Source organism: Burkholderia aenigmatica, from assembly GCF_902499175.1.
GTDB classification, from domain to species: Bacteria; Pseudomonadota; Gammaproteobacteria; order Burkholderiales; family Burkholderiaceae; genus Burkholderia; species Burkholderia aenigmatica.
The window spans coordinates 74,874-92,138 of sequence record NZ_CABVQC010000031.1 but is presented as its reverse complement, the minus strand read 5'-3'; the positions used below and the strand labels follow the sequence as shown (position 1 = coordinate 92,138).

Sequence of the window (17,265 nt, the reverse complement as noted above, 5' to 3'; positions counted from 1 at the left end):
TCGCTTTCAATGCGTGCAACAATTACCCGGTGAAACTTATCTCGCAAAACGAGCCGCTTTTATCGCGGCGCGCTTCAGCCATTAGCGCCGTTCGCGCCATTGCCTCCGGCTGCACCTGCCCCGAACGACACCTCCTCGCCCCCGCCGCGCCACAGCGGCAGCGCGAGCACGACGAGCTGGTCTTTCGCGTCGGCCGGCACGTCGAGCGGTTCGGGGAGATCGTCCGGATGGGACAGGTCGAACGGCGTGCCGTCGCGCATCACGCCCGACGCGGTGCGCAGCGCGACCTTGCCGAGCGCCAGTTGCTCGCGATCGAGCTCCAGCGTGTCGAAGCCCCAGTAGAAGCCCTGCAGCGGCAGGCAGCGCAGCGCGACGTAGCGTTCCCAGTGCCGTTCGAGCTGCTGGAAATGCTGCGGCCGCAGGAACATCCCCTCGGTCCACACCACCCGCTGGCGGAGCGCCGCGACCGGCGTCGCGGACATCGTCGGTTCGGTCATGGGCGCCCCTTCGCATCGTTCAGCGCGATGCCGCCATTGCGTATGGCGATCGACAGCTTCAGCTCGCCCGGCGACGTCTGCCAGAACTTGTAGAGGTTGAGCTGCTTCGCGCGCGGCAGCGGCACCGTCAGCCGCCAGCGGTTCTTTTCGAGCATGCGGTATTCGGCGACCACGCCGATCGCTCCCGCCTCGACGTTGCCGCGATAGTGCAGCGTGCGCGATTCGCCGGGCCGCAGGATCACGCGGTCGGTGCCGAGCAGGTCCGCGCCGAGCACGTTCTCCGGCTTGTCCTGCAGCGAGAAGAAATCCGCGCTGTCGAACGACGACGACGCGCGGAGCTGGAACACCTTCAGCACGATCGGCGAAGGCTTGCGGTTCATGTCAGGGTTGACGTCGGGTGCAACGTCAACCGTGATCGCATACGGCACCGCCGCGGCGTGTTCCGTCGCGCCGCATCCCGGCAACAGCATCACGCATCCCCATACGATGAAACTGCTCGACCGCCATTGCATATTCCACCCTCGCCACCCAATAGCCACGCACCGGTTTTCGACTGCGAAACCGGATGATCTGATTGAAAAAGGGACAATTAATTGATCGGTAATTGTGTAACCTGCATATCCATCCATTGCAATCCGTGTCGGCAAATTATTCTTGTAAAAAGCCGGGTCATATCATTCAGGGTTTTTGAAAGTCGATTTGGCGAAATGATGGGCAATTGAATTGAGATTGGTAAATTAATGGCAACAGTTAATCCGACCGGTGCGCCTGGGCGGCCCGGTTCTATGGCGTGGACACCTGTCGGATGGCTCGGGGGCGCAAGCCGGCCGGCCGCCGGGCAAGGGGCGCCCGCGACACGGAGGGTGTGCCAGGCTATTCGTTTCGCACGAACGGACGGGCCGTTTTTTCGAGCATTGACGTGCGCTGACCAAACAACTGACGAATCCGAAAAACACAGCGAACTATAGGCCGTTTTTCTGGATTCACAAGCACTGAAATTCGTAGTCGATTCTGCATTCAAGTGGAAATGAATCGGCCAAATGAAACAAAACGTAACAGCTGGTTCGATGCAGATGATTGGCACTAGAATCCAACAGCGCTTGTGTGCCACCTTCCAATTACGCCAATTTTTAATTTCAATAATGAAAGGTCGTTCATCGCTCGTTCTTTTCCTCGGCGCATTGTTGCTGGGGGCCGGCGGGTGCAGTACGTCCCCGACACAGTCGGCTGCACGCGCGACGGTCGATAGCGCGCGTGCCGCGTACGACAGCGGCGACTACGGGCGCACGATCGCGCTGCTGAGCCACGCGAAGGAGATCGACGGCGCCGACACCGACACGCAGGTGGCCGCGCACAAGCTTCTCGCGTTCAGCTATTGCGTGACGAACCGCATCACGCCGTGCCGCGCCGAGTTCTCGAAAATTCTCGATCTCAACCCGCGCTTCGACTTGTCCCCTGCCGAGAAGGGGCATCCGATCTGGGGGCCCGCGTTCGAATTCGCGCGCCGCAGGCATGCGTCGTCATCCTGAACGAACCGGCTTCCACGCGAGCGCTTCACCGAGCGACGTATGACATGCAACTGATCGTGATCGAACATGCCGGCGAGCCGGTCGAAAACGACTCCTACGACGCCGTCGTGTTTCATCCGCCGGGCGGCACCATCGGCCGGGCCAGCGACAACCATCTGGTGTTGCGCGACGACACGCGGCAGATCTCGCGGCTGCAGGCGCTGCTGCAGGTCGGCGACGACGCCTGCCTGCTGAAGAACCTGAGCAGCGTCTCGACGATCGAGGTGAACCGCGAGCCGGTCGGCTATGCGCAGGAGCGCCTGCTCAACACCGGCGACATCATCCGCATCGGGCCGTATGTGCTGCGCGCCGAACGTGACGATGGCGGCGATGACGACGCGGCACCGGTCATCGACATGGCGCGCGATACCGGCGTGCACGTCGATACGCAGGCGCAGGCGCGCGCGTCAGCGGCGCCCGCGCAAGCTTCGTCTTCGCGGGTCGATACGAAAGGCGGCGGCAACCGGCTGTGGGGGCTCCTGCAGGATCGTCTCGCGCCGCGCGGCAAGGCGGCGGACGCCGGTACCCGGCCGGGTGGCCCGGCACGTGCGGATGCACCGCAGCCGGCGAACCGCGCAGCGCAGGCCGTACCGCCCGCGCCGTCGCAGCGCGACCTGAACCAGCTATCGACCGATCCGCTCGACCTGTTCACGCAGTCGTCGGGCGATATCGGCGCAACGGGCACGGCGGCGCAAGTCGATCGTGGCCACGCCGATCGCGAAGCGTCGTCCACGACACAGGCCGACCACGCACCCGAGTGGACGCAACACGTGCGTGTGCAACCCGCCGCCGCGCACGCCGCCGATACGCAGCCCGCCGACGAACCGGCGCCGCGTGCCACCCGCGCGCCGACGCCCGATGAACTGCTGAGCGCGTTCTTCGAAGGCGCGGGGCTCGATACGGCCGCCGAATCGCATCAGTGGTCGGCCGAACAGCTGTACATCGCGGGCCAGTTGCTGGCGCTGTTCGCGAACGGCACGGTCGAGCTGCTGTCGTCGCGCAGCATCCTGAAGCGCGAGGTGAAGGCGCACATGACGATGCTGCTCGATCGCGAGAACAACCCGCTGAAGCTGCTGCCGGACGGCGGTGCGGTGCTGCGGCAGATGTTCGGGCTGCCGCTGCCGGGCTTCATGTCGCCGCAAAGCGCGGTCAGCGACGCGTTCCAGGATCTGCATGCGCACCAGATCGGCATGGTCGCCGGCATGCGCGCCGCGTTGATGGATCTGCTGACGCGCTTTTCACCGCAACGGCTGCGCGAGCGGGACGACGCGATGCGCTGGTACGAGAAGCGCTTGCCCGTGTTGTACAAGGCGAGGATGTGGGATCGCTACGCGGCCACCCATCGCGACACGGTGTTCGCGATCGAGGACGACTTCGCGTCGGTGTTCGGCAAGGCGTTTCTCGCGGCGTACGACGCGGAAGTGGAAAGCTATCGCGGCAGCGGCCGGCATTGAGCGTCTAGCGTTGGAGGGCACGCCTGCCATCGGCAGCGGGCGATGCGTGCCGGCGGTGGCGTCAGGCGCCAGTTTCATGCGACGCGACCTTGTTTCGCCCCGTTTCCTTCGCGTGGTACAGCGCCTCGTCGGCCGCCTTGATCACCGATTCGACCTCCCCTTCCTGCCCGGGCGCCCAGCTTGCCACGCCGATACTCGCGGTGACGCGCCCGAATTCGCTTTCCGCATGTTCGATCGCCAGTCCGTCGATGGCGGCCCGAATCCGTTCGGCGATCTCGGTCGCACCCGTCGCCGGCGTATCGGGGAGGATCACGACGAATTCCTCGCCGCCGTAGCGGGCCGCGGTGTCCGCGGGACGCCGGATGTTGTCGCCGATGCACCGCGCAACCGCCGTCAGCGCGTCATCGCCGGCCTGGTGACCATAGGTGTCGTTGTAGGCCTTGAAGCGGTCGACGTCGACGAACAGCAGCGAAAACACCGAACGGGCACGGCGTGCGCGGCGCCATTCGAGGTCCAGCACTTCCCCGAACGAGCGGCGATTGTTGAGCCCGGTGAGGCCATCGGTGCGTGCCAGCATCACCAGCTCGGATTCGGCACGCATCCGGCGCCGCAGCTGCGTGCCCAGCAAGAACGACAGCACGATGAACGCCACGCCGAAGGTGGCCACCAGCGCGCCGATCGTGATCGCCCGGCGCCGCCACGCGGCGTAGATGTCCTGCTCCGCCTCGGCGACCATGATGATCATCGGGAGGTGCGGCAGCGTCTTGAAGTAGTACAGGCGCCGAACCTTGTCGATCGTCGAGGTGTCAAGGAACGAACCTTCCGGCGCCGTCATGAAGTGGCGAAACGTCGCCGCCTGGCTGATGTCGCGACCGATGGTGTGCACGTCGTACGGCTGGCGCATGAACATGATGCCGTCCCTGCCGACCAGCGAGATCGCGCCGTGCGAACCGAGCGCGAGGCCGGCGAACAGCGTGTGGAAATACTCGAGATTGACCGCGATCATCACGATGCCGCCGAACGAGCCGTCCGGATTCGACACGCGGCGCGTCAGCGCCACGCTGAGCGAGCCGCCGCGCAGGCGGGACGCGTAGGGATCGCTGATGTAAAGCCCGGCGTTCGGATTGTCGCGATGAACCGTAAAGTATTTGCGGTCGCCGAAATTGCCCCGTCGCGGCACGTCGGTCGCCGAATCCAGGATGATGTTGCCGGCCGAATCCAGCACGAGCATCGAGCCGAGAAATTTCGCCGTCATCGCGTGATCGAACAGGACGCCGCGCCGCAAGGCCGGCGACGCCGCCATGACGTCCGGCCGCTGAAGGCCCTCGATCACCGCCTCCAGCGACAGGCCGTACAGTTCGATATTGCGTTCGATGTCGCGCTCGGCGACGAGCGCCAGATTCCGCGACGTATCGCGTGCGCGATCGAGCGCGTCGTGACGGCTCTGAAACAACTGCAACACGCAGAGTCCCATCAGCGCGCACGCTATCAAGGTCCCCGCCAGCACAACGTAGTACGGCGCTGCCGACCGCGGATGCATCCGTTTCCTCTCAGGTTAGGCCGACGCTCACGCACCGGTTGTTATGGTTTGTTCTGAATAACCTATACCAAAAAGTGCGACGCCCGGGTACGAGGTGCAGTCCGAACTTGCCAGGTGGTTGACGACGTGAGCCGCGCGGTGTCGGGCGGATCGTGTGTCGTGCGAGCCGGCGCCGGATGCCGGTATCGATTCACCGAGGGGCGTAGTGTGTGGCGTTGCCGATGATGGAATTGAAACAATCCATCCGCAGTGGCACGCACAGTGAAATGCCGAGCGGGTTGCCGTTCGAATGCACGGCAGGCGGGAAAAGCTGGCGAGAGACCGGGCATGCCGCCCGGCCCGCGCCGACCGCGCGCGCCACGCCAATGGCGCCGCGCACGCGATCGATCGACGACCGTCAGACGGCCATCACCGTCACCGACTTCGTGACGAGGTACGGCTCGAGTGCTTCCGGCCCGCCTTCCGACCCGTAGCCCGAGTCCTTCACGCCGCCGAACGGCATTTCCGGCCACGGCGTTGCCGGCTGGTTGATCCACAGCATCCCGACTTCGAGGCGCTGCGTGAGCAGGTGCACGTTCGCGAACGAACGCGTGAACGCGTAGCCGGCGAGGCCGAACGGCAGGCGGTTCGCTTCCGCGATCGCGTCCTCGAGCTTGTCGAAGCCGCGGATCGCCGCGACCGGGCCAAACGGCTCGTTGTTGAACACGTCCGCTTCGAGCGGCACGTTCGCGATCACGGTCGGGGCGAAGAAGTTGCCTTCCGAGCCGATCCGCTCGCCGCCGGTTTCGATGCTCGCGCCGACCTTGCGCGCGTTGTCGACGACCGACGCCATCGCGGTGAGCCGGCGCGGGTTCGCGAGCGCGCCGAGCGTCGTGCCTTCCTCGAGGCCGTTGCCGACCTTCAGCCCTTCCGCATGCTTGACCAGCGCGCGCGTGAATTCGTCGCGGATGCTGTTGTGCACGAGAAAGCGCGTCGGCGAAATGCAGACCTGCCCCGCGTTGCGGAACTTCGCGCCGCCGGCGGCCTTCACCGCGAGCGCGACGTCGGCGTCCTCGGCGACGATCACCGGTGCGTGCCCGCCCAGCTCCATCGTCGCACGCTTCATGTGCAGGCCGGCCATCGCGGCGAGCTGCTTGCCGACCGGCGTCGACCCCGTGAACGTGACCTTGCGGATCACCGGATGCGGGATCAGGTACGACGAGATTTCAGCCGGATCGCCATACACGAGGCCGATCACGCCCGCCGGCACGCCTGCGTCGACGAAGGCGCGCAGCAGCGCGGCCGGCGACGCGGGGGTTTCTTCCGGTGCTTTCACGAGAAACGAGCAGCCGGTTGCCAGCGCGGCGCTCAGCTTGCGCACGACCTGGTTGACCGGGAAGTTCCACGGCGTGAACGCGGCGACCGGGCCGACCGGCTCCTTCACGACGGTCTGCTGTGCGCTGAGGTTGCGCGGCGGCACGATCCGGCCGTACACGCGGCGGCCTTCGTCCGCGAACCATTCGATGATGTCCGCCGCCGACAGCACTTCGACGCGCGCTTCGGTGAGCGGCTTGCCCTGTTCCTGCGTCATCAGCTGCGCGATCGCGTCCGCACGTTCGCGCACCAGCGCGGCCGCCTTGCGCATCGTCGCCGCACGCTCGTGCGCGGGCACCTTGCGCCAGGCTTCGAAGCCGCGTTGCGCGGCGGCGAGCGCACGGTCGAGATCGGCGATGCCCGCATGGGCCACCTTGCCGATCGGCTTGCCGGTCGCCGGGTTCACGACGTCGATCGTCTTGCCGCTCACAGCGTCGACCCACTCGCCGTCGATCAGCAGTTGCGTATCCGTATAAGTCACGTTAGCCATCCAGACACCCCTACATTGCGTCGATAAACGCGCGCTGCCGCGAACGGCCGCGCGCCGGTTGACAGAAAACACCAGGCCGCCGGGCAGGCACGCACCCGGCGGCAGTGACGGCGGGCACGCCGGCCCGCCATCGTTCCGCATGGGGCTGCGCTCAGCGCGCGGCCGCCGTCGCCTTGCGGAGTTTCGCGACGTCCGCCGCCTGCACCGCCGGCGCGCCGTTGTTCCAGCCGGCGCGCATGAACGTCAGCACGTCGGCGATCTGCTGGTCGTTCAGCTGGTTCGAGAACGCCGGCATCGGATACGCGGACGGCACGCCATCGATCACGAGCGTCTCGCTGCCGTTCAGCGTCACGTTGATCAGCGACGCGGCATCGGCTTCGAGTACGTTCGGATTGCCGGCGAGCGGCGCGAGCAGCGGCGCGTAACCGCGTCCGTCCACGCCGTGGCAATGCAGGCAGTAAGCGTTATACACCTTCGCGCCCGGATCGGCTGCCGGCCGGCCCAGCGCGACCTGCGTCGCCTTCGGATCGTAGCGGTACGGCGGTGCGCCCGTGCCGCCCGTCGCCGGCAGCGATTTCAGGTAACGGGAAATCGCCGCCAGATCGTCGTCGGAGAGCGCCTGCGTGCTGTGGTTGATCACGCTGACCATCGAACCGAACGCGGTCGCATGGCGGTTCGCGCCGGTCTTCAGGAACTGCGCGACCTCGGCCTCGTTCCAGCGGCCGAGCCCCGTGTTGGGTTCGCCGGTCAGGTTCGATGCGAACCAGTTGTCGATCGGCGCACCCGACAGGAATGCCGCGCCGCCTTCGTCGAGCGCCTTCTCCTGGAAGCCGACACCGCGCGGCGTGTGGCACGACCCGCAGTGCCCGAGCCCCTGCACGAGATACGCGCCGCGGTTCCACATCGCATCCTTGGACGGTTTGTCGGCATAAGGCGTCGTGTCGAGGAACACCATGTTCCACAACGCGAGCGGCCAGCGCATGTTGAGCGGCCACGGGATGTCCGACGGCCGGTTCGCCTGCTTCACCGGTTCGACGCCGTGCATGAAGTACGCGTACAGCGCCTTCACGTCGTCGTCCTTCAGCTTCGCGTACGACGGATACGGCATCGCCGGATACAGGTTGTGACCGTCCTTCGCGACGCCCTTGCGCAGCGCGCCGGCGAATTCGGCCTCGGTATAGCCGCCGATGCCCGTGTCCGGATCGGGCGTGATGTTGGTCGTGTAGATCGTGCCCATCGGCGTGACCATCTTCAGGCCACCCGCGAACGGCGTGCCGCGCGGCGCGGTGTGGCACGCGACGCAGTCGCCCGCTTTCGCGAGATACGCGCCGCGCGCGACGAGCGCGCTGTCGGGCGTGGCGGCCTGTGGGGTCACAGCGGTGCCCAGCGCGCAGAGCGTGCCGATGGCGATCAGCGACGCGCGAAGGGCGTGAGCGGCATGGGTCAGGGTCAGATTTCGCATCTCTTGTGTCCTCCCCTTACGCCGTCTTCAGCTGGTCGCCGACCGGCAGCTTGCGCAGCCGCTTGCCGGTCGCCGCGAAAATCGCGTTCGATACCGCCGCGGCCGTCGCGGCCGTGCCCGGCTCGCCGATCCCGCCCGGCGCTTCACCGCTTTTCACGAGATGCACCTCGATCGGCGGCGTCTCGTTGATCCGCAGCATCCGGTAGTCGTTGAAGTTGCTCTGCACGACGCGGCCGTCCTCGATCGTGATTTCGCCATACAGCGCGCCCGTGATCCCGAAGATGATGCCGCCCTGCACCTGTGCCTCGATCGTGTTCGGGTTGACGACCATACCGCAATCGACCGCGCACACGACACGCTTCACCTGCACCTCGCCGTTATCCACCGCGACGTCGACGACGATCGAGAAGAAGCTGCCGAACGCGTGCATCACCGAGACACCTCGCCCTTGCCCCTTCGGCAGCGCCGGGCCGCCCCAGCCGGCCGCCTTCGTTGCGACGTCGAGCACGTTGCGCGCGCGCGGTGTCTTGTCGAGCAGCGCGCGGCGATACTGCACCGGGTCGGTCTTGGTCTGCGCGGCCAGTTCGTCGATGAAGCTCTCGACCACGAACGTGCCGCGCGTCGGGCCGACGCCGCGCCAAAACGCGGTCGGTATGTGGCGCGGCTCCTGGCGCACGTAGTCGACCAACTGGTTCGGCAGGTCGTACGGCAGCTCGGCGGCAACCTCGACCGCATCGGGATCGACGCCGTGCTGGAACGCCGGCGGCGCGAAGCGCGCCATGATCGACGAGCCGACGATCCGGTGCTGCCACGCAACCGGCTTGCCATTCGCGTCGAGGCCGGCCGAAATCCTGTCGTAGTAGCACGGCCGGTACATGTCGTGCTGCACGTCTTCCTCGCGCGTCCAGACCACCTTCACCGGTGCGTTGACCTGTTTGCCGATCTTCACGGCCTGGCCGATCATGTCGGTTTCGAGCCGCCGGCCGAAGCCGCCGCCGAGCAGGTGGTTGTGCACGACGATCCGGTCGGGCGCGAGGCCCGTGAGTTGCTGCACGGTATCGCGCGCCCGTGTCGGCACCTGCGTGCCGACCCAGATCTCGCAGCCGTCGCCGCGCACGTGCACCGTGCAATTCACCGGTTCCATGGTCGCGTGGGCGAGCAACGGTTGTTCATAGACGGCGTCGACGCGTGTCTTCGCATTCGCGAATGCCTTGTCGACGTCGCCGTCCTTGCGTGCGACCGCGCCCTTGCCGTTCGCTGCCGCATGCGCGAGATCCGCGAAAAGATCCTTCGTCGAGACCTTCGCGTCCGCGCCTTCATTCCACTTCACGACCAGCGCCGATGCGCCACGCTTCGCGGCCCACGTGTGATCGCCGACCACCGCCACCGCGTTGTCGACGCGCACGACCTGGCGCACGCCGGGGATCTTCTTCGCGGCCGCATCGTCGACGCTCGCGACCGTGCCGCCGAACACCGGGCTGTTCACGATCACCGCGACCAGCATGCCGGGCAGGCGCACGTCGAGCCCGAACTGGGCCGTGCCGTCGACCTTTTCCGGTGAATCGAGCCGCTTCGCGGGCGTGCCGATCAGCTTGAAATCCGCCGGCTTCTTCAGCGCGACATCCTTCGGCACCGGCAGCTTGGCCGCCGCATCGGCGAGCTGGCCGTACGACGCGCGCCGGCCGCTCGGCGGATGCTGCACTTCGCCGTTCGCGGCGCGACAGGATGCCGGATCGACATGCCATTGCTTCGCGGCGGCCGCGACCAGCAGCGTGCGTGCGGTCGCACCTGCACGACGCAGCGGTTCCCACGCGTAGCGAATCGACGTCGAGCCACCGGTGAGCTGGCCGCCGAGCAGCGGATCGAGGAACAGCTTCTCGTTCGGCGGCGCATGGTCGAGCGTCACGCTCGACAGCGGCACTTCGAGTTCTTCCGCGACCAGCATTGGAATCGACGTATAGACGCCCTGCCCCATCTCGACCTTCGGCATCACCAGCGTGACCTTGCCGGCGCGGTCGATCTGCACGAACGCGTTCGGCGCGAACACGCCGGCGCGCGCGGTTTCATCGCCGTCGCCGCCGATCACCGAACGGCGCGCATCGTCGCCCGCGGCCGGCAGGCTGAAACCGAGCAGCAGGCCGCCGCCCGCCGCCACGCCCAGCGACATGCCGAGCTTGAGGAACGAACGGCGCGACACGCCCGCGCCGGCCCGACCTGCTTCGATCAGTCCTCGGGACATGTCAGGCCTCCTTGGCGGCTTGCTTCACGGCCGCGCGAATCCGGTTGTACGTGCCGCAGCGGCAGATATTGCCGGCCATCGCCGCGTCGATGTCGGCGTCGCTCGGGTTCGGGTTCGATGCGATCAGCGCGGTGGCGGCCATCACCTGCCCCGACTGGCAATAGCCGCACTGGACGACGTCGAGCTCGCGCCACGCCTGCTGGACCTTGTGGCCGGCCGGCGTCGCGCCGACGGCTTCGATCGTCGTGATCTTGCGGCCCGCGACGGCCGCGACCGGCAGCACGCACGAGCGCGCGGCGACACCGTCGAGATGCACGGTGCACGCGCCGCACTGGGCGATCCCGCAGCCGAACTTCGTGCCGGTGAGGCCGACGACATCGCGCAGCACCCAGAGCAAGGGCATGTCGTCGGGGGCGTCGACCGAGCGGGTTTCGCCGTTGATGTTGAGGGTGATCATTCAGCCTCCGGGGCCGGTGTATGGGGGAAGTGGCGCGAACGATGCGCCGCGTGATGTCGTCATCGCCGCCGCGTGCCGTGCGGCGGGTGCCGTGCGGCACGGGTGGGCTCGGGCCGCGACGGTGGTGCTGCGTGGTTACTCGGCGACGTCGATGCCCGACAGCACCTTGATGACGGGCGGCGCGGTGAACCAGTCGGCCGACTTCGTACGGAATTCACCGAAATACGGGCTTGCGAGATGCGCGTCGAAGGCGGCCTGGTCGTCGTAGATCTCGTACAGGTGCAGGTTCGGCGAGCCGTCCTGCTCGCGGAACAGGTCGTAGCGCCGGTTGCCCGGCTCGGTGCGCGTCTTCGCGACCATGCCGCGCAGTTCCGCCTCGGCGGCCTCCGCGTGTTCGGGTTTCAGGAACAGGGAAGCAATCACGTGAAGCGCCATCTTGTCACTCCTATCGAAACGGAATCGGGAAAGCCGCCCGCCTGCGTCAGGTATTTCATGTAACGCCGGCGGGCGGCCGGTTGTTGCTGCAAGCCGGTACTGTCGTGTCAGGCCAGTTCGTCCGGACCCACGCGCACGACGACCTTGCCGAAGTTCTTGCCGGCGAGCAAGCCGATCAGCGCTTCAGGCGCATCGGCGAGATCGGGGACGACGTCCTCGAGCGTCTTCACCTTGCCCTGCGCGACCCATTCGCTCATTTCCTTCATGAACGGCGCATAGCCGGTTGCATAGTGATCCAGGATGATGAAACCCTGCATCCGGATGCGCTTGCGCAGGATCGTGCCCATCAGTGCCGGCACGCGGTCGCGGCCGGTCGATACGGCCTTGTCGTCGTAGGCCGCGTCGTTGTAGTGCGCGATGATTCCGCATACCGGCACGCGCGCATGGTCGTTGAGCAGCGGCCACACCGCGTCGAACACGGCCCCGCCGACGTTCTCGAAATAGACGTCGATGCCGTTCGGGCACGCGTCCTTCAGCTTCTCGGCGAACGCCGGATCGCGGTGGTCGACGCACACGTCGAAACCGAGCGTATCGGTCACGTACGCGCACTTGTCGGCGCCGCCCGCGACGCCGACCACGCGGCAGCCCTTCAGCTTCGCGATCTGGCCGACCACCGCGCCGACCGCACCGCTGGCCGCCGCGACGACCACCGTTTCACCGGCCTTCGGCTCGCCGATCTTCAACAGCCCCGTATAGGCGGTGAAGCCCGGCATGCCGAGTACGCCGAGCGCGTACGACGGATGCGCGAAGTCGCGGCCGAGCGGAATCAGGTCGCGGCCGTCGGACACTGCATAGTCCTGCCAGCCCGCACCCGCGACCACGAGGTCGCCTTCGCGGAACGCGGGCAGGTTCGACGAAACGACCTGGCTGACCGTGCCGCCGACCATCGGCTGGCCGAGTTCGGCCGGCGCGGCATAGGACGGCGCGTCGCTCATCCGGCCGCGCATGTACGGGTCGAGCGACAACCAGACCGTGCGCAGCAGCACCTGGCCGGCGCCGGGCGTCGGCACCTCACCGGATTCGGTGCGGAAGTTGCCCGGCGTCGGCGCGCCGACCGGGCGCGAATTCAGGATGATCTGGCGGTTTGCGGTCTTGCTTTGCGGCATGTAAGCCTCCGTCAACAGGAATGGACGTGCTTCGTGGGCACGATCGGATCAGGGATGGACCAGCAGGAGACGCGCGCATGCGGCGGCGGCGCTCAGGCCGTCGCGACTGCATGCGTGCGGTTGAAACAATCGGGACAGCGTAACGCGGCGTGGCACGTTCGTCATGCGCATTGAGTAGACCAGTCGTCTAGAAAAAGGGTAAAACCAAGGCGCGCCGATGCGCGCCCGGGTTACGCCTGCGCTCCGCTCGGCTCGAGCGGCGGCAGGTTCAGCATGCGCCGCGTTTCGACCATCGCCCGTTCGAGCGGTTTGCGGTTGCGGTGAATCTTTTCCAGCAGCGTCGCGCCCAGCCACAGCTCGTAGAGGATCGCGGCCGTATGCGACGGATCGGCGACCGCGCTCAGCGAGCCGTCGGCCAGCCCGGCCTCGATGCTACCTGCGAGCCGCTCGATGATCTGGCTCGTGCCGTGCCGCAGCACCGCGCGCATCGCTTCCGACAGATCCGACACTTCCGCGCCGAGCTTCACCGCGAGGCACTTGCCTTCCGGATCGTCCGCGCATTGCGTGTGCAGCCAGTTGCTCCAGTACGTCATCAGGCGCTCGGCTCCCGTGCCGGCCTGGTGCTTGAACAGGTTGTCGAGATGCGCGAGATAGCCGTCGAAATACGATTCGAGCAGCGCTTCGCCGAATGCCTCTTTCGAGCCGAAGTAATGGTAGAACGAGCCCTTCGGGATGCCCGCCGCAGCGAGAATCTCGTTCAGACCGACCGCCGAAAACCCCTTGTGGAGCATGATCGGCTTGGCGATGTTCAGGATGTGCTGGCGGACTTCCGCGCCTGAAGATGCATTCATGATGGCGTATGGTAGCAACGATTAGACCGGTCGTCTAGTAACGTCGATCCGGTATGTTGAGCGGCACTTTACCCGATCCCCGCCGGGCCCCCAAAACGTTGCGCCGGCATGCCTCGCTCCTCTCCCGCCCTGGCGAGTGCACGGCGTCACACGCACGACTCGGTTTCGTCGCGGGCGTTTCATCGATCTCCCGCATAAATACGCGCGGCGCACATGCCGGCAATCGCAGCATTACGACCGGCATTGCACACGTGTGCAATGCGCCGGATCGTCGTTGCCGCCTCCCGAACCCGTGACCAGGAACGCCCATGACCGCTTCGAAACCCGAACGCCCGTCCGCGCCGAACCGCCGGCGCTTCATCCAGCGCGGCGCCGCGCTGACCCTGTCGCCGCTCGTCGGCACATTGGCCGCCTGTGGCGGCGACGGCAACCCGACGTCCGCGTCGTCATTCGCCGCCGCCGGCGCCGCGGATGCATCCACGCGCAACTACGGGATCGCCGACCGCTCGATCACGATCAACGTCGTCAATGCGATCCCGTCGACGGCACTCGCGTACGGTAATGCGGCAAGCCAGAGCGGCTCGCTGCCGCAGGCGTCGCAAGCGCAGATTTCGACCGGGCAATCGACCGCCGTCAGCGCGTCGAACAGCTGGGGCGATTGCACGGGATCGTTCAGCCTTGCCGGCGGCGACGCGTCGTTTGCGATCGCGTACACGCATCCGTTCGGGTCGCAACCGACCACCGTGAGCGTCACGCCGTCGGCCGGCTACGTGTCGGGCGCCGACGCCGCCACGTTTCCCGGTCACGATTCGGTCGCGAATCTCACGCTGTATCGCGGTGTCGCGACCGCAAACGGGGCGTGGGTCGTCCCGCTTGCGCAGCTCGCGACGCCGCCGGCCAACAACTGCCAGGATTTCGCGAACAGCATGTTCGGCAGCAACGTGCGTACGGCTGCGGCAATCCAGTCCGCGTACCAAAGCACGGGCCCGCTCGGCTACGTGCCGCCCGCCGACTTCACCGGCGGCCAGCTCGCGGGCTTCGTCGCCCAATGGGTGCAGCGCTGGCAAAACGGCGCCGCGTATGGCGTGCTGCCCGCAGCCGATGCGCAGCTCATCGATGCGCTGAACCAGTACGTGTCCGGTGCATCGAACGCCGGCCCGCTGACGATGTGGGTGCCGCAGATCGCGTGGCAGGCCGGTACCGATCCGGCGGTGTTCGCGCTGACGGGGTATCGCGCGTTTCCGTTCGTCGATGCGCAGGGCAACTGGAACGCGGGCACGCTGTCCGCGTTCCTGACGCTGCTGGCGGCCGGTTCGCATATCGTCGCGATCAGCGCGACGAGCGACCTGCCGGCGGGCGTCACGATGCAGGCGTTCGACAGCTTCATGGGCGCGAGCGCGCTGACGACGTCGACCGATATCGGCAACTCGCATTACGCGTCGGTCCTGAACACGACCGGCCGCTATTACCTGAGCGTCGGCAGCGATTTCGCGCCGGCGAACTGCGGGCTGATCCTGTCGTTCCTGTACGGGCGCACGGTGAACAACCTGCTCGCGGGTGCCGGCACGTACAACACGTTTATCCAGCTCGAAGGCTGGCAGGCCGGTGGGTCGCGGCACAACGCCGACTATGCGACGTATCAGCAGACGCTGTGGAACATCTCGACGTATGGTGCGTCCGCGTATAGCGAGAAGCGCGCGACGTCGATCTTCCTTGCGCCCGCGGGGTGGACGCCGCAGGTCTACCAGACGACGCGGATGATGCCGTACGTCGGCGCGTATGCGCAGTCGAATGGCTCGCCGCAGGGTTGGCTGAACACGTCGCTCGTCACGATTCCGGCGGATGCGCCGGCGCTGCCGTCGCGGTATGTGTCGAGTTGATTTGGTTGGGTGGGTGGGCGAGTGGTTGGGGGTGTAGCGGTATCGCTGCCTGCTTACCCACTTGCTCGCTTACGGGCTTCGCGCGCGCGTCACCATCGGCTGACGCACGCGTGCGGTTTTGCCGTCAGCGCGGCGCTTCGTCGGCGCGCTTGCGCGTGCGCGCGCGCCGCTCATCCCGTTGCGCGGCGGGCGCAGCCTTCGCGCCCCGCAACGGTGCCCGACGCGCGAGCACCGTCATTTCCCGTCGCAGCGCATCGAGTTCCTTGCCGCGCGCCACATCGGTCGCCTGCGCGCCGTCGAGCTGCCCCTGGAGCATGCCGCATCGATGCAGCGCGTCGCCGAGTTGCGCCTGCAGCGCGGCCACGTCCTTGCGCTGCTGCGCATCGCGCTGCTCCGTGCGGGATGCCGACGCATCGAGTTCCTTTTGCAGCCGAGCGGCCGCGAGGCGCTCACGATCGATTTCCTGAAGCGCCCGCTTCTCCGACGCGCGCAGGCGCTCCTCGGCCCGGCCGGCGTCGTCGCGCAGCCGGTCGAGCTGGGTGGTGAAATCCGCGCGTGCCTGCGCGAGTGCGCGATCGCCTTCCGCGTTGTCGGCCGTGAGGCGTTCGATATCGGCTTGCAGCGCCTGCCGCGATGCGTCGTCCGCCGCCCTCGCCTGTTCCAGTTCCTGAATGCGCACCTGCGCGGCCAGCAGCGCGGCCGTGCGTTGCTCCAATGCAGTTTCGGTGCGGGCCAGTTCAGCCTGCAGCGCCGCCACTTCCGCCCGCGCCGCCACCCACTCGGCTTCGACCTCTGCGCGCAGGGCATCGAGCGCGGCGGCCGCGGCGGCGCTCGACCGATTCCATAGCGCAGCCACCAGCTCCCCGGCGGCCGCCTGCAGATCGGCTGGCAAGTCGGGATGCTCGATGCGGACACGACTCTTCTCCCGCAGCTCTGCCCAGAACTCGCCGAGGACGGCCGTCGGCGTGCTCATGCTGCCCTTGCGGACGAGCTGGTACAGACGGTTCGCGGTGGGTGTGATGCCGAAGCGGAAGAACAGCAGCGCGCAGGCTTCGCGATACAGCTCGCGGGTTTTCGGGAATTCGGCCTTGAGGCGCTCGATTTCGGCGGTCAGGCGGGATTCGTCGGCAGCGAGATCGGACATGGCGAGGTTGGGTTGATGATTTCGTCAATAATATAACGTAAACCGTTAAATATCCAATTAAACAAGCCGTGTGATTTGACATTATTTCTATAATGTCGAGATTGGCGTGTGGATCGCCAGTCACGCTGGTTGTCGTCGTGCCCGATTGTTCATACGCTTATGGATCACTCCCGCCTGGAGACCCGAAATGGTGGACTTCAGATTGAACGTGCCGATGGTCGATCAGAGTGGCGTAAAGAAGACCAAGTCAGGATCCAAAGCACTGAACAACGCATGCTGGTATGCGGCGGCGTGCATGGTGTCGTACTTCCACCGCCCCGGGCCGCGTCTGGGTATTCCGGCGCTCTGGCAGGCAGACCAGGGGCTTCCCCCGTCGAGGATCCCTGACTTGTGCGCGGCCGAAGGACTCGTGGCGCTCAATCAGCCCACGGTCATTACGCCCGAGTGGCTGGCCGCGGTCCTGAAGGACTTCGGTCCGATCTGGGCTGCGGGGCATTTCCTGGACAGGCCTGGCCAGCCTGAAATCGGTCACGTGATCGTCATCACGGGGATCAAGCAACGCACCGTTCATTACAACGACCCGGAGGGGCCGCCCGCGCGCACGATGCTTCTGGCGACACTCGACACCGGACGGTGGAAACCCGACGGACTGCTGGTGAAGGGGCCGCACCGCTATTGAGTCCATTGCGGGCGTCCCTCCACCCTCCCGGCAATAACGCCCCAGCAACC

Annotated in this window: 14 protein-coding genes and 1 pseudogene; 4 read left to right on the top strand and 11 right to left on the bottom strand. The window is 66.6% G+C overall.

Features of this window, described 5'->3' with window-relative positions:
- Positions 1–86: 86 nt before the first annotated feature.
- Both tssK and tssJ read right to left on the bottom strand, forming a co-directional pair.
- Positions 87–497: pseudogene (tssK, locus tag BDO18943_RS22480) on the bottom strand (type VI secretion system baseplate subunit TssK); the annotation flags it as partial.
- The gene (gene tssJ / locus BDO18943_RS22475; protein ID WP_175024100.1) at positions 494–1,009 is read right to left on the bottom strand and encodes a type VI secretion system lipoprotein TssJ; all 516 of its coding nucleotides are present in this window, start codon (positions 1,007–1,009) and stop codon (positions 494–496) included. The gene tssJ and the pseudogene tssK, both read right to left, overlap by 4 nt.
- Before the next feature lie 630 nt (positions 1,010–1,639).
- Here tssJ and BDO18943_RS22470 point away from each other — a divergent pair.
- Positions 1,640–2,026: a TssQ family T6SS-associated lipoprotein gene (locus tag BDO18943_RS22470; RefSeq protein ID WP_027791608.1), complete on the top strand. Its 387-nt coding sequence runs from the start codon at positions 1,640–1,642 to the stop codon at positions 2,024–2,026.
- 44 nt (positions 2,027–2,070) lie between these two features.
- Positions 2,071–3,519 (top strand): type VI secretion system-associated FHA domain protein TagH, encoded by a 1,449-nt coding sequence (gene tagH, locus BDO18943_RS22465; RefSeq protein ID WP_175024099.1) that lies wholly within the window; start codon positions 2,071–2,073, stop codon positions 3,517–3,519.
- A gap of 61 nt (positions 3,520–3,580) precedes the next feature.
- On the opposite strand, the gene BDO18943_RS22460 is transcribed toward tagH, so the two are convergent.
- From BDO18943_RS22460 to BDO18943_RS22425, 8 genes are all read right to left on the bottom strand, one after another.
- Positions 3,581–5,059 carry a sensor domain-containing diguanylate cyclase gene (locus BDO18943_RS22460; protein ID WP_175024098.1) on the bottom strand — a complete coding sequence of 493 codons (1,479 nt, stop codon included), beginning with the start codon at positions 5,057–5,059 and terminating at the stop codon, positions 3,581–3,583.
- Positions 5,060–5,456: 397 nt separating this feature from the next.
- The gene (locus BDO18943_RS22455) at positions 5,457–6,902 is read right to left on the bottom strand and encodes an NAD-dependent succinate-semialdehyde dehydrogenase (protein ID WP_043183744.1); all 1,446 of its coding nucleotides are present in this window, start codon (positions 6,900–6,902) and stop codon (positions 5,457–5,459) included.
- Between the two features lie 151 nt (positions 6,903–7,053).
- Positions 7,054–8,364 carry a c-type cytochrome gene (locus BDO18943_RS22450; RefSeq protein WP_175024097.1) on the bottom strand — a complete coding sequence of 437 codons (1,311 nt, stop codon included), beginning with the start codon at positions 8,362–8,364 and terminating at the stop codon, positions 7,054–7,056.
- Between the two features lie 16 nt (positions 8,365–8,380).
- On the bottom strand, positions 8,381–10,603 hold the full coding sequence (locus BDO18943_RS22445; RefSeq protein WP_175024096.1) for a xanthine dehydrogenase family protein molybdopterin-binding subunit: 2,223 nt from the start codon (positions 10,601–10,603) through the stop codon (positions 8,381–8,383).
- A 1-nt stretch (position 10,604) separates the two neighbouring features.
- Positions 10,605–11,060, bottom strand: a complete 456-nt coding sequence (locus BDO18943_RS22440) for a (2Fe-2S)-binding protein (RefSeq protein WP_043183740.1) — start codon at positions 11,058–11,060, stop codon at positions 10,605–10,607.
- A 135-nt stretch (positions 11,061–11,195) separates the two neighbouring features.
- Positions 11,196–11,495 (bottom strand): putative quinol monooxygenase, encoded by a 300-nt coding sequence (locus tag BDO18943_RS22435; RefSeq protein ID WP_175024095.1) that lies wholly within the window; start codon positions 11,493–11,495, stop codon positions 11,196–11,198.
- Between the two features lie 107 nt (positions 11,496–11,602).
- Positions 11,603–12,661, bottom strand: a complete 1,059-nt coding sequence (locus tag BDO18943_RS22430) for an NADP-dependent oxidoreductase (protein WP_175024094.1) — start codon at positions 12,659–12,661, stop codon at positions 11,603–11,605.
- Between the two features lie 230 nt (positions 12,662–12,891).
- Positions 12,892–13,512: a TetR/AcrR family transcriptional regulator gene (locus BDO18943_RS22425; protein ID WP_175024093.1), complete on the bottom strand. Its 621-nt coding sequence runs from the start codon at positions 13,510–13,512 to the stop codon at positions 12,892–12,894.
- Positions 13,513–13,820: 308 nt separating this feature from the next.
- Here BDO18943_RS22425 and BDO18943_RS22420 point away from each other — a divergent pair, with 308 nt between their 5' ends.
- Positions 13,821–15,392, top strand: coding sequence for a hypothetical protein (locus tag BDO18943_RS22420; RefSeq protein WP_175024092.1), 1,572 nt, complete (start codon positions 13,821–13,823; stop codon positions 15,390–15,392).
- Positions 15,393–15,516: 124 nt separating this feature from the next.
- On the opposite strand, the gene BDO18943_RS22415 is transcribed toward BDO18943_RS22420, so the two are convergent.
- The gene (locus BDO18943_RS22415; protein ID WP_175024091.1) at positions 15,517–16,536 is read right to left on the bottom strand and encodes a DNA-binding protein; all 1,020 of its coding nucleotides are present in this window, start codon (positions 16,534–16,536) and stop codon (positions 15,517–15,519) included.
- A gap of 187 nt (positions 16,537–16,723) precedes the next feature.
- Here BDO18943_RS22415 and BDO18943_RS22410 point away from each other — a divergent pair, with 187 nt between their 5' ends.
- On the top strand, positions 16,724–17,215 hold the full coding sequence (locus BDO18943_RS22410; protein ID WP_175024090.1) for a papain-like cysteine protease family protein: 492 nt from the start codon (positions 16,724–16,726) through the stop codon (positions 17,213–17,215).
- Positions 17,216–17,265: the final 50 nt, after the last annotated feature.

Bases quoted from the DNA above. Each gene is read 5' to 3' on its own strand.
- tssJ (WP_175024100.1), bottom strand. From the start codon at position 1,009: ATGCAATGGCGGTCGAGCAGTTTCATCGTATGGGGATGCGTGATGCTG.
- BDO18943_RS22470 (WP_027791608.1), top strand. From the start codon at position 1,640: ATGAAAGGTCGTTCATCGCTCGTTCTTTTCCTCGGCGCATTGTTGCTG.
- tagH (WP_175024099.1), top strand. From the start codon at position 2,071: ATGCAACTGATCGTGATCGAACATGCCGGCGAGCCGGTCGAAAACGAC.
- BDO18943_RS22460 (WP_175024098.1), bottom strand. From the start codon at position 5,059: ATGCATCCGCGGTCGGCAGCGCCGTACTACGTTGTGCTGGCGGGGACC.
- BDO18943_RS22455 (WP_043183744.1), bottom strand. From the start codon at position 6,902: ATGGCTAACGTGACTTATACGGATACGCAACTGCTGATCGACGGCGAG.
- BDO18943_RS22450 (WP_175024097.1), bottom strand. From the start codon at position 8,364: ATGCGAAATCTGACCCTGACCCATGCCGCTCACGCCCTTCGCGCGTCG.
- BDO18943_RS22445 (WP_175024096.1), bottom strand. From the start codon at position 10,603: ATGTCCCGAGGACTGATCGAAGCAGGTCGGGCCGGCGCGGGCGTGTCG.
- BDO18943_RS22440 (WP_043183740.1), bottom strand. From the start codon at position 11,060: ATGATCACCCTCAACATCAACGGCGAAACCCGCTCGGTCGACGCCCCC.
- BDO18943_RS22435 (WP_175024095.1), bottom strand. From the start codon at position 11,495: ATGGCGCTTCACGTGATTGCTTCCCTGTTCCTGAAACCCGAACACGCG.
- BDO18943_RS22430 (WP_175024094.1), bottom strand. From the start codon at position 12,661: ATGCCGCAAAGCAAGACCGCAAACCGCCAGATCATCCTGAATTCGCGC.
- BDO18943_RS22425 (WP_175024093.1), bottom strand. From the start codon at position 13,512: ATGAATGCATCTTCAGGCGCGGAAGTCCGCCAGCACATCCTGAACATC.
- BDO18943_RS22420 (WP_175024092.1), top strand. From the start codon at position 13,821: ATGACCGCTTCGAAACCCGAACGCCCGTCCGCGCCGAACCGCCGGCGC.
- BDO18943_RS22415 (WP_175024091.1), bottom strand. From the start codon at position 16,536: ATGTCCGATCTCGCTGCCGACGAATCCCGCCTGACCGCCGAAATCGAG.
- BDO18943_RS22410 (WP_175024090.1), top strand. From the start codon at position 16,724: ATGGTGGACTTCAGATTGAACGTGCCGATGGTCGATCAGAGTGGCGTA.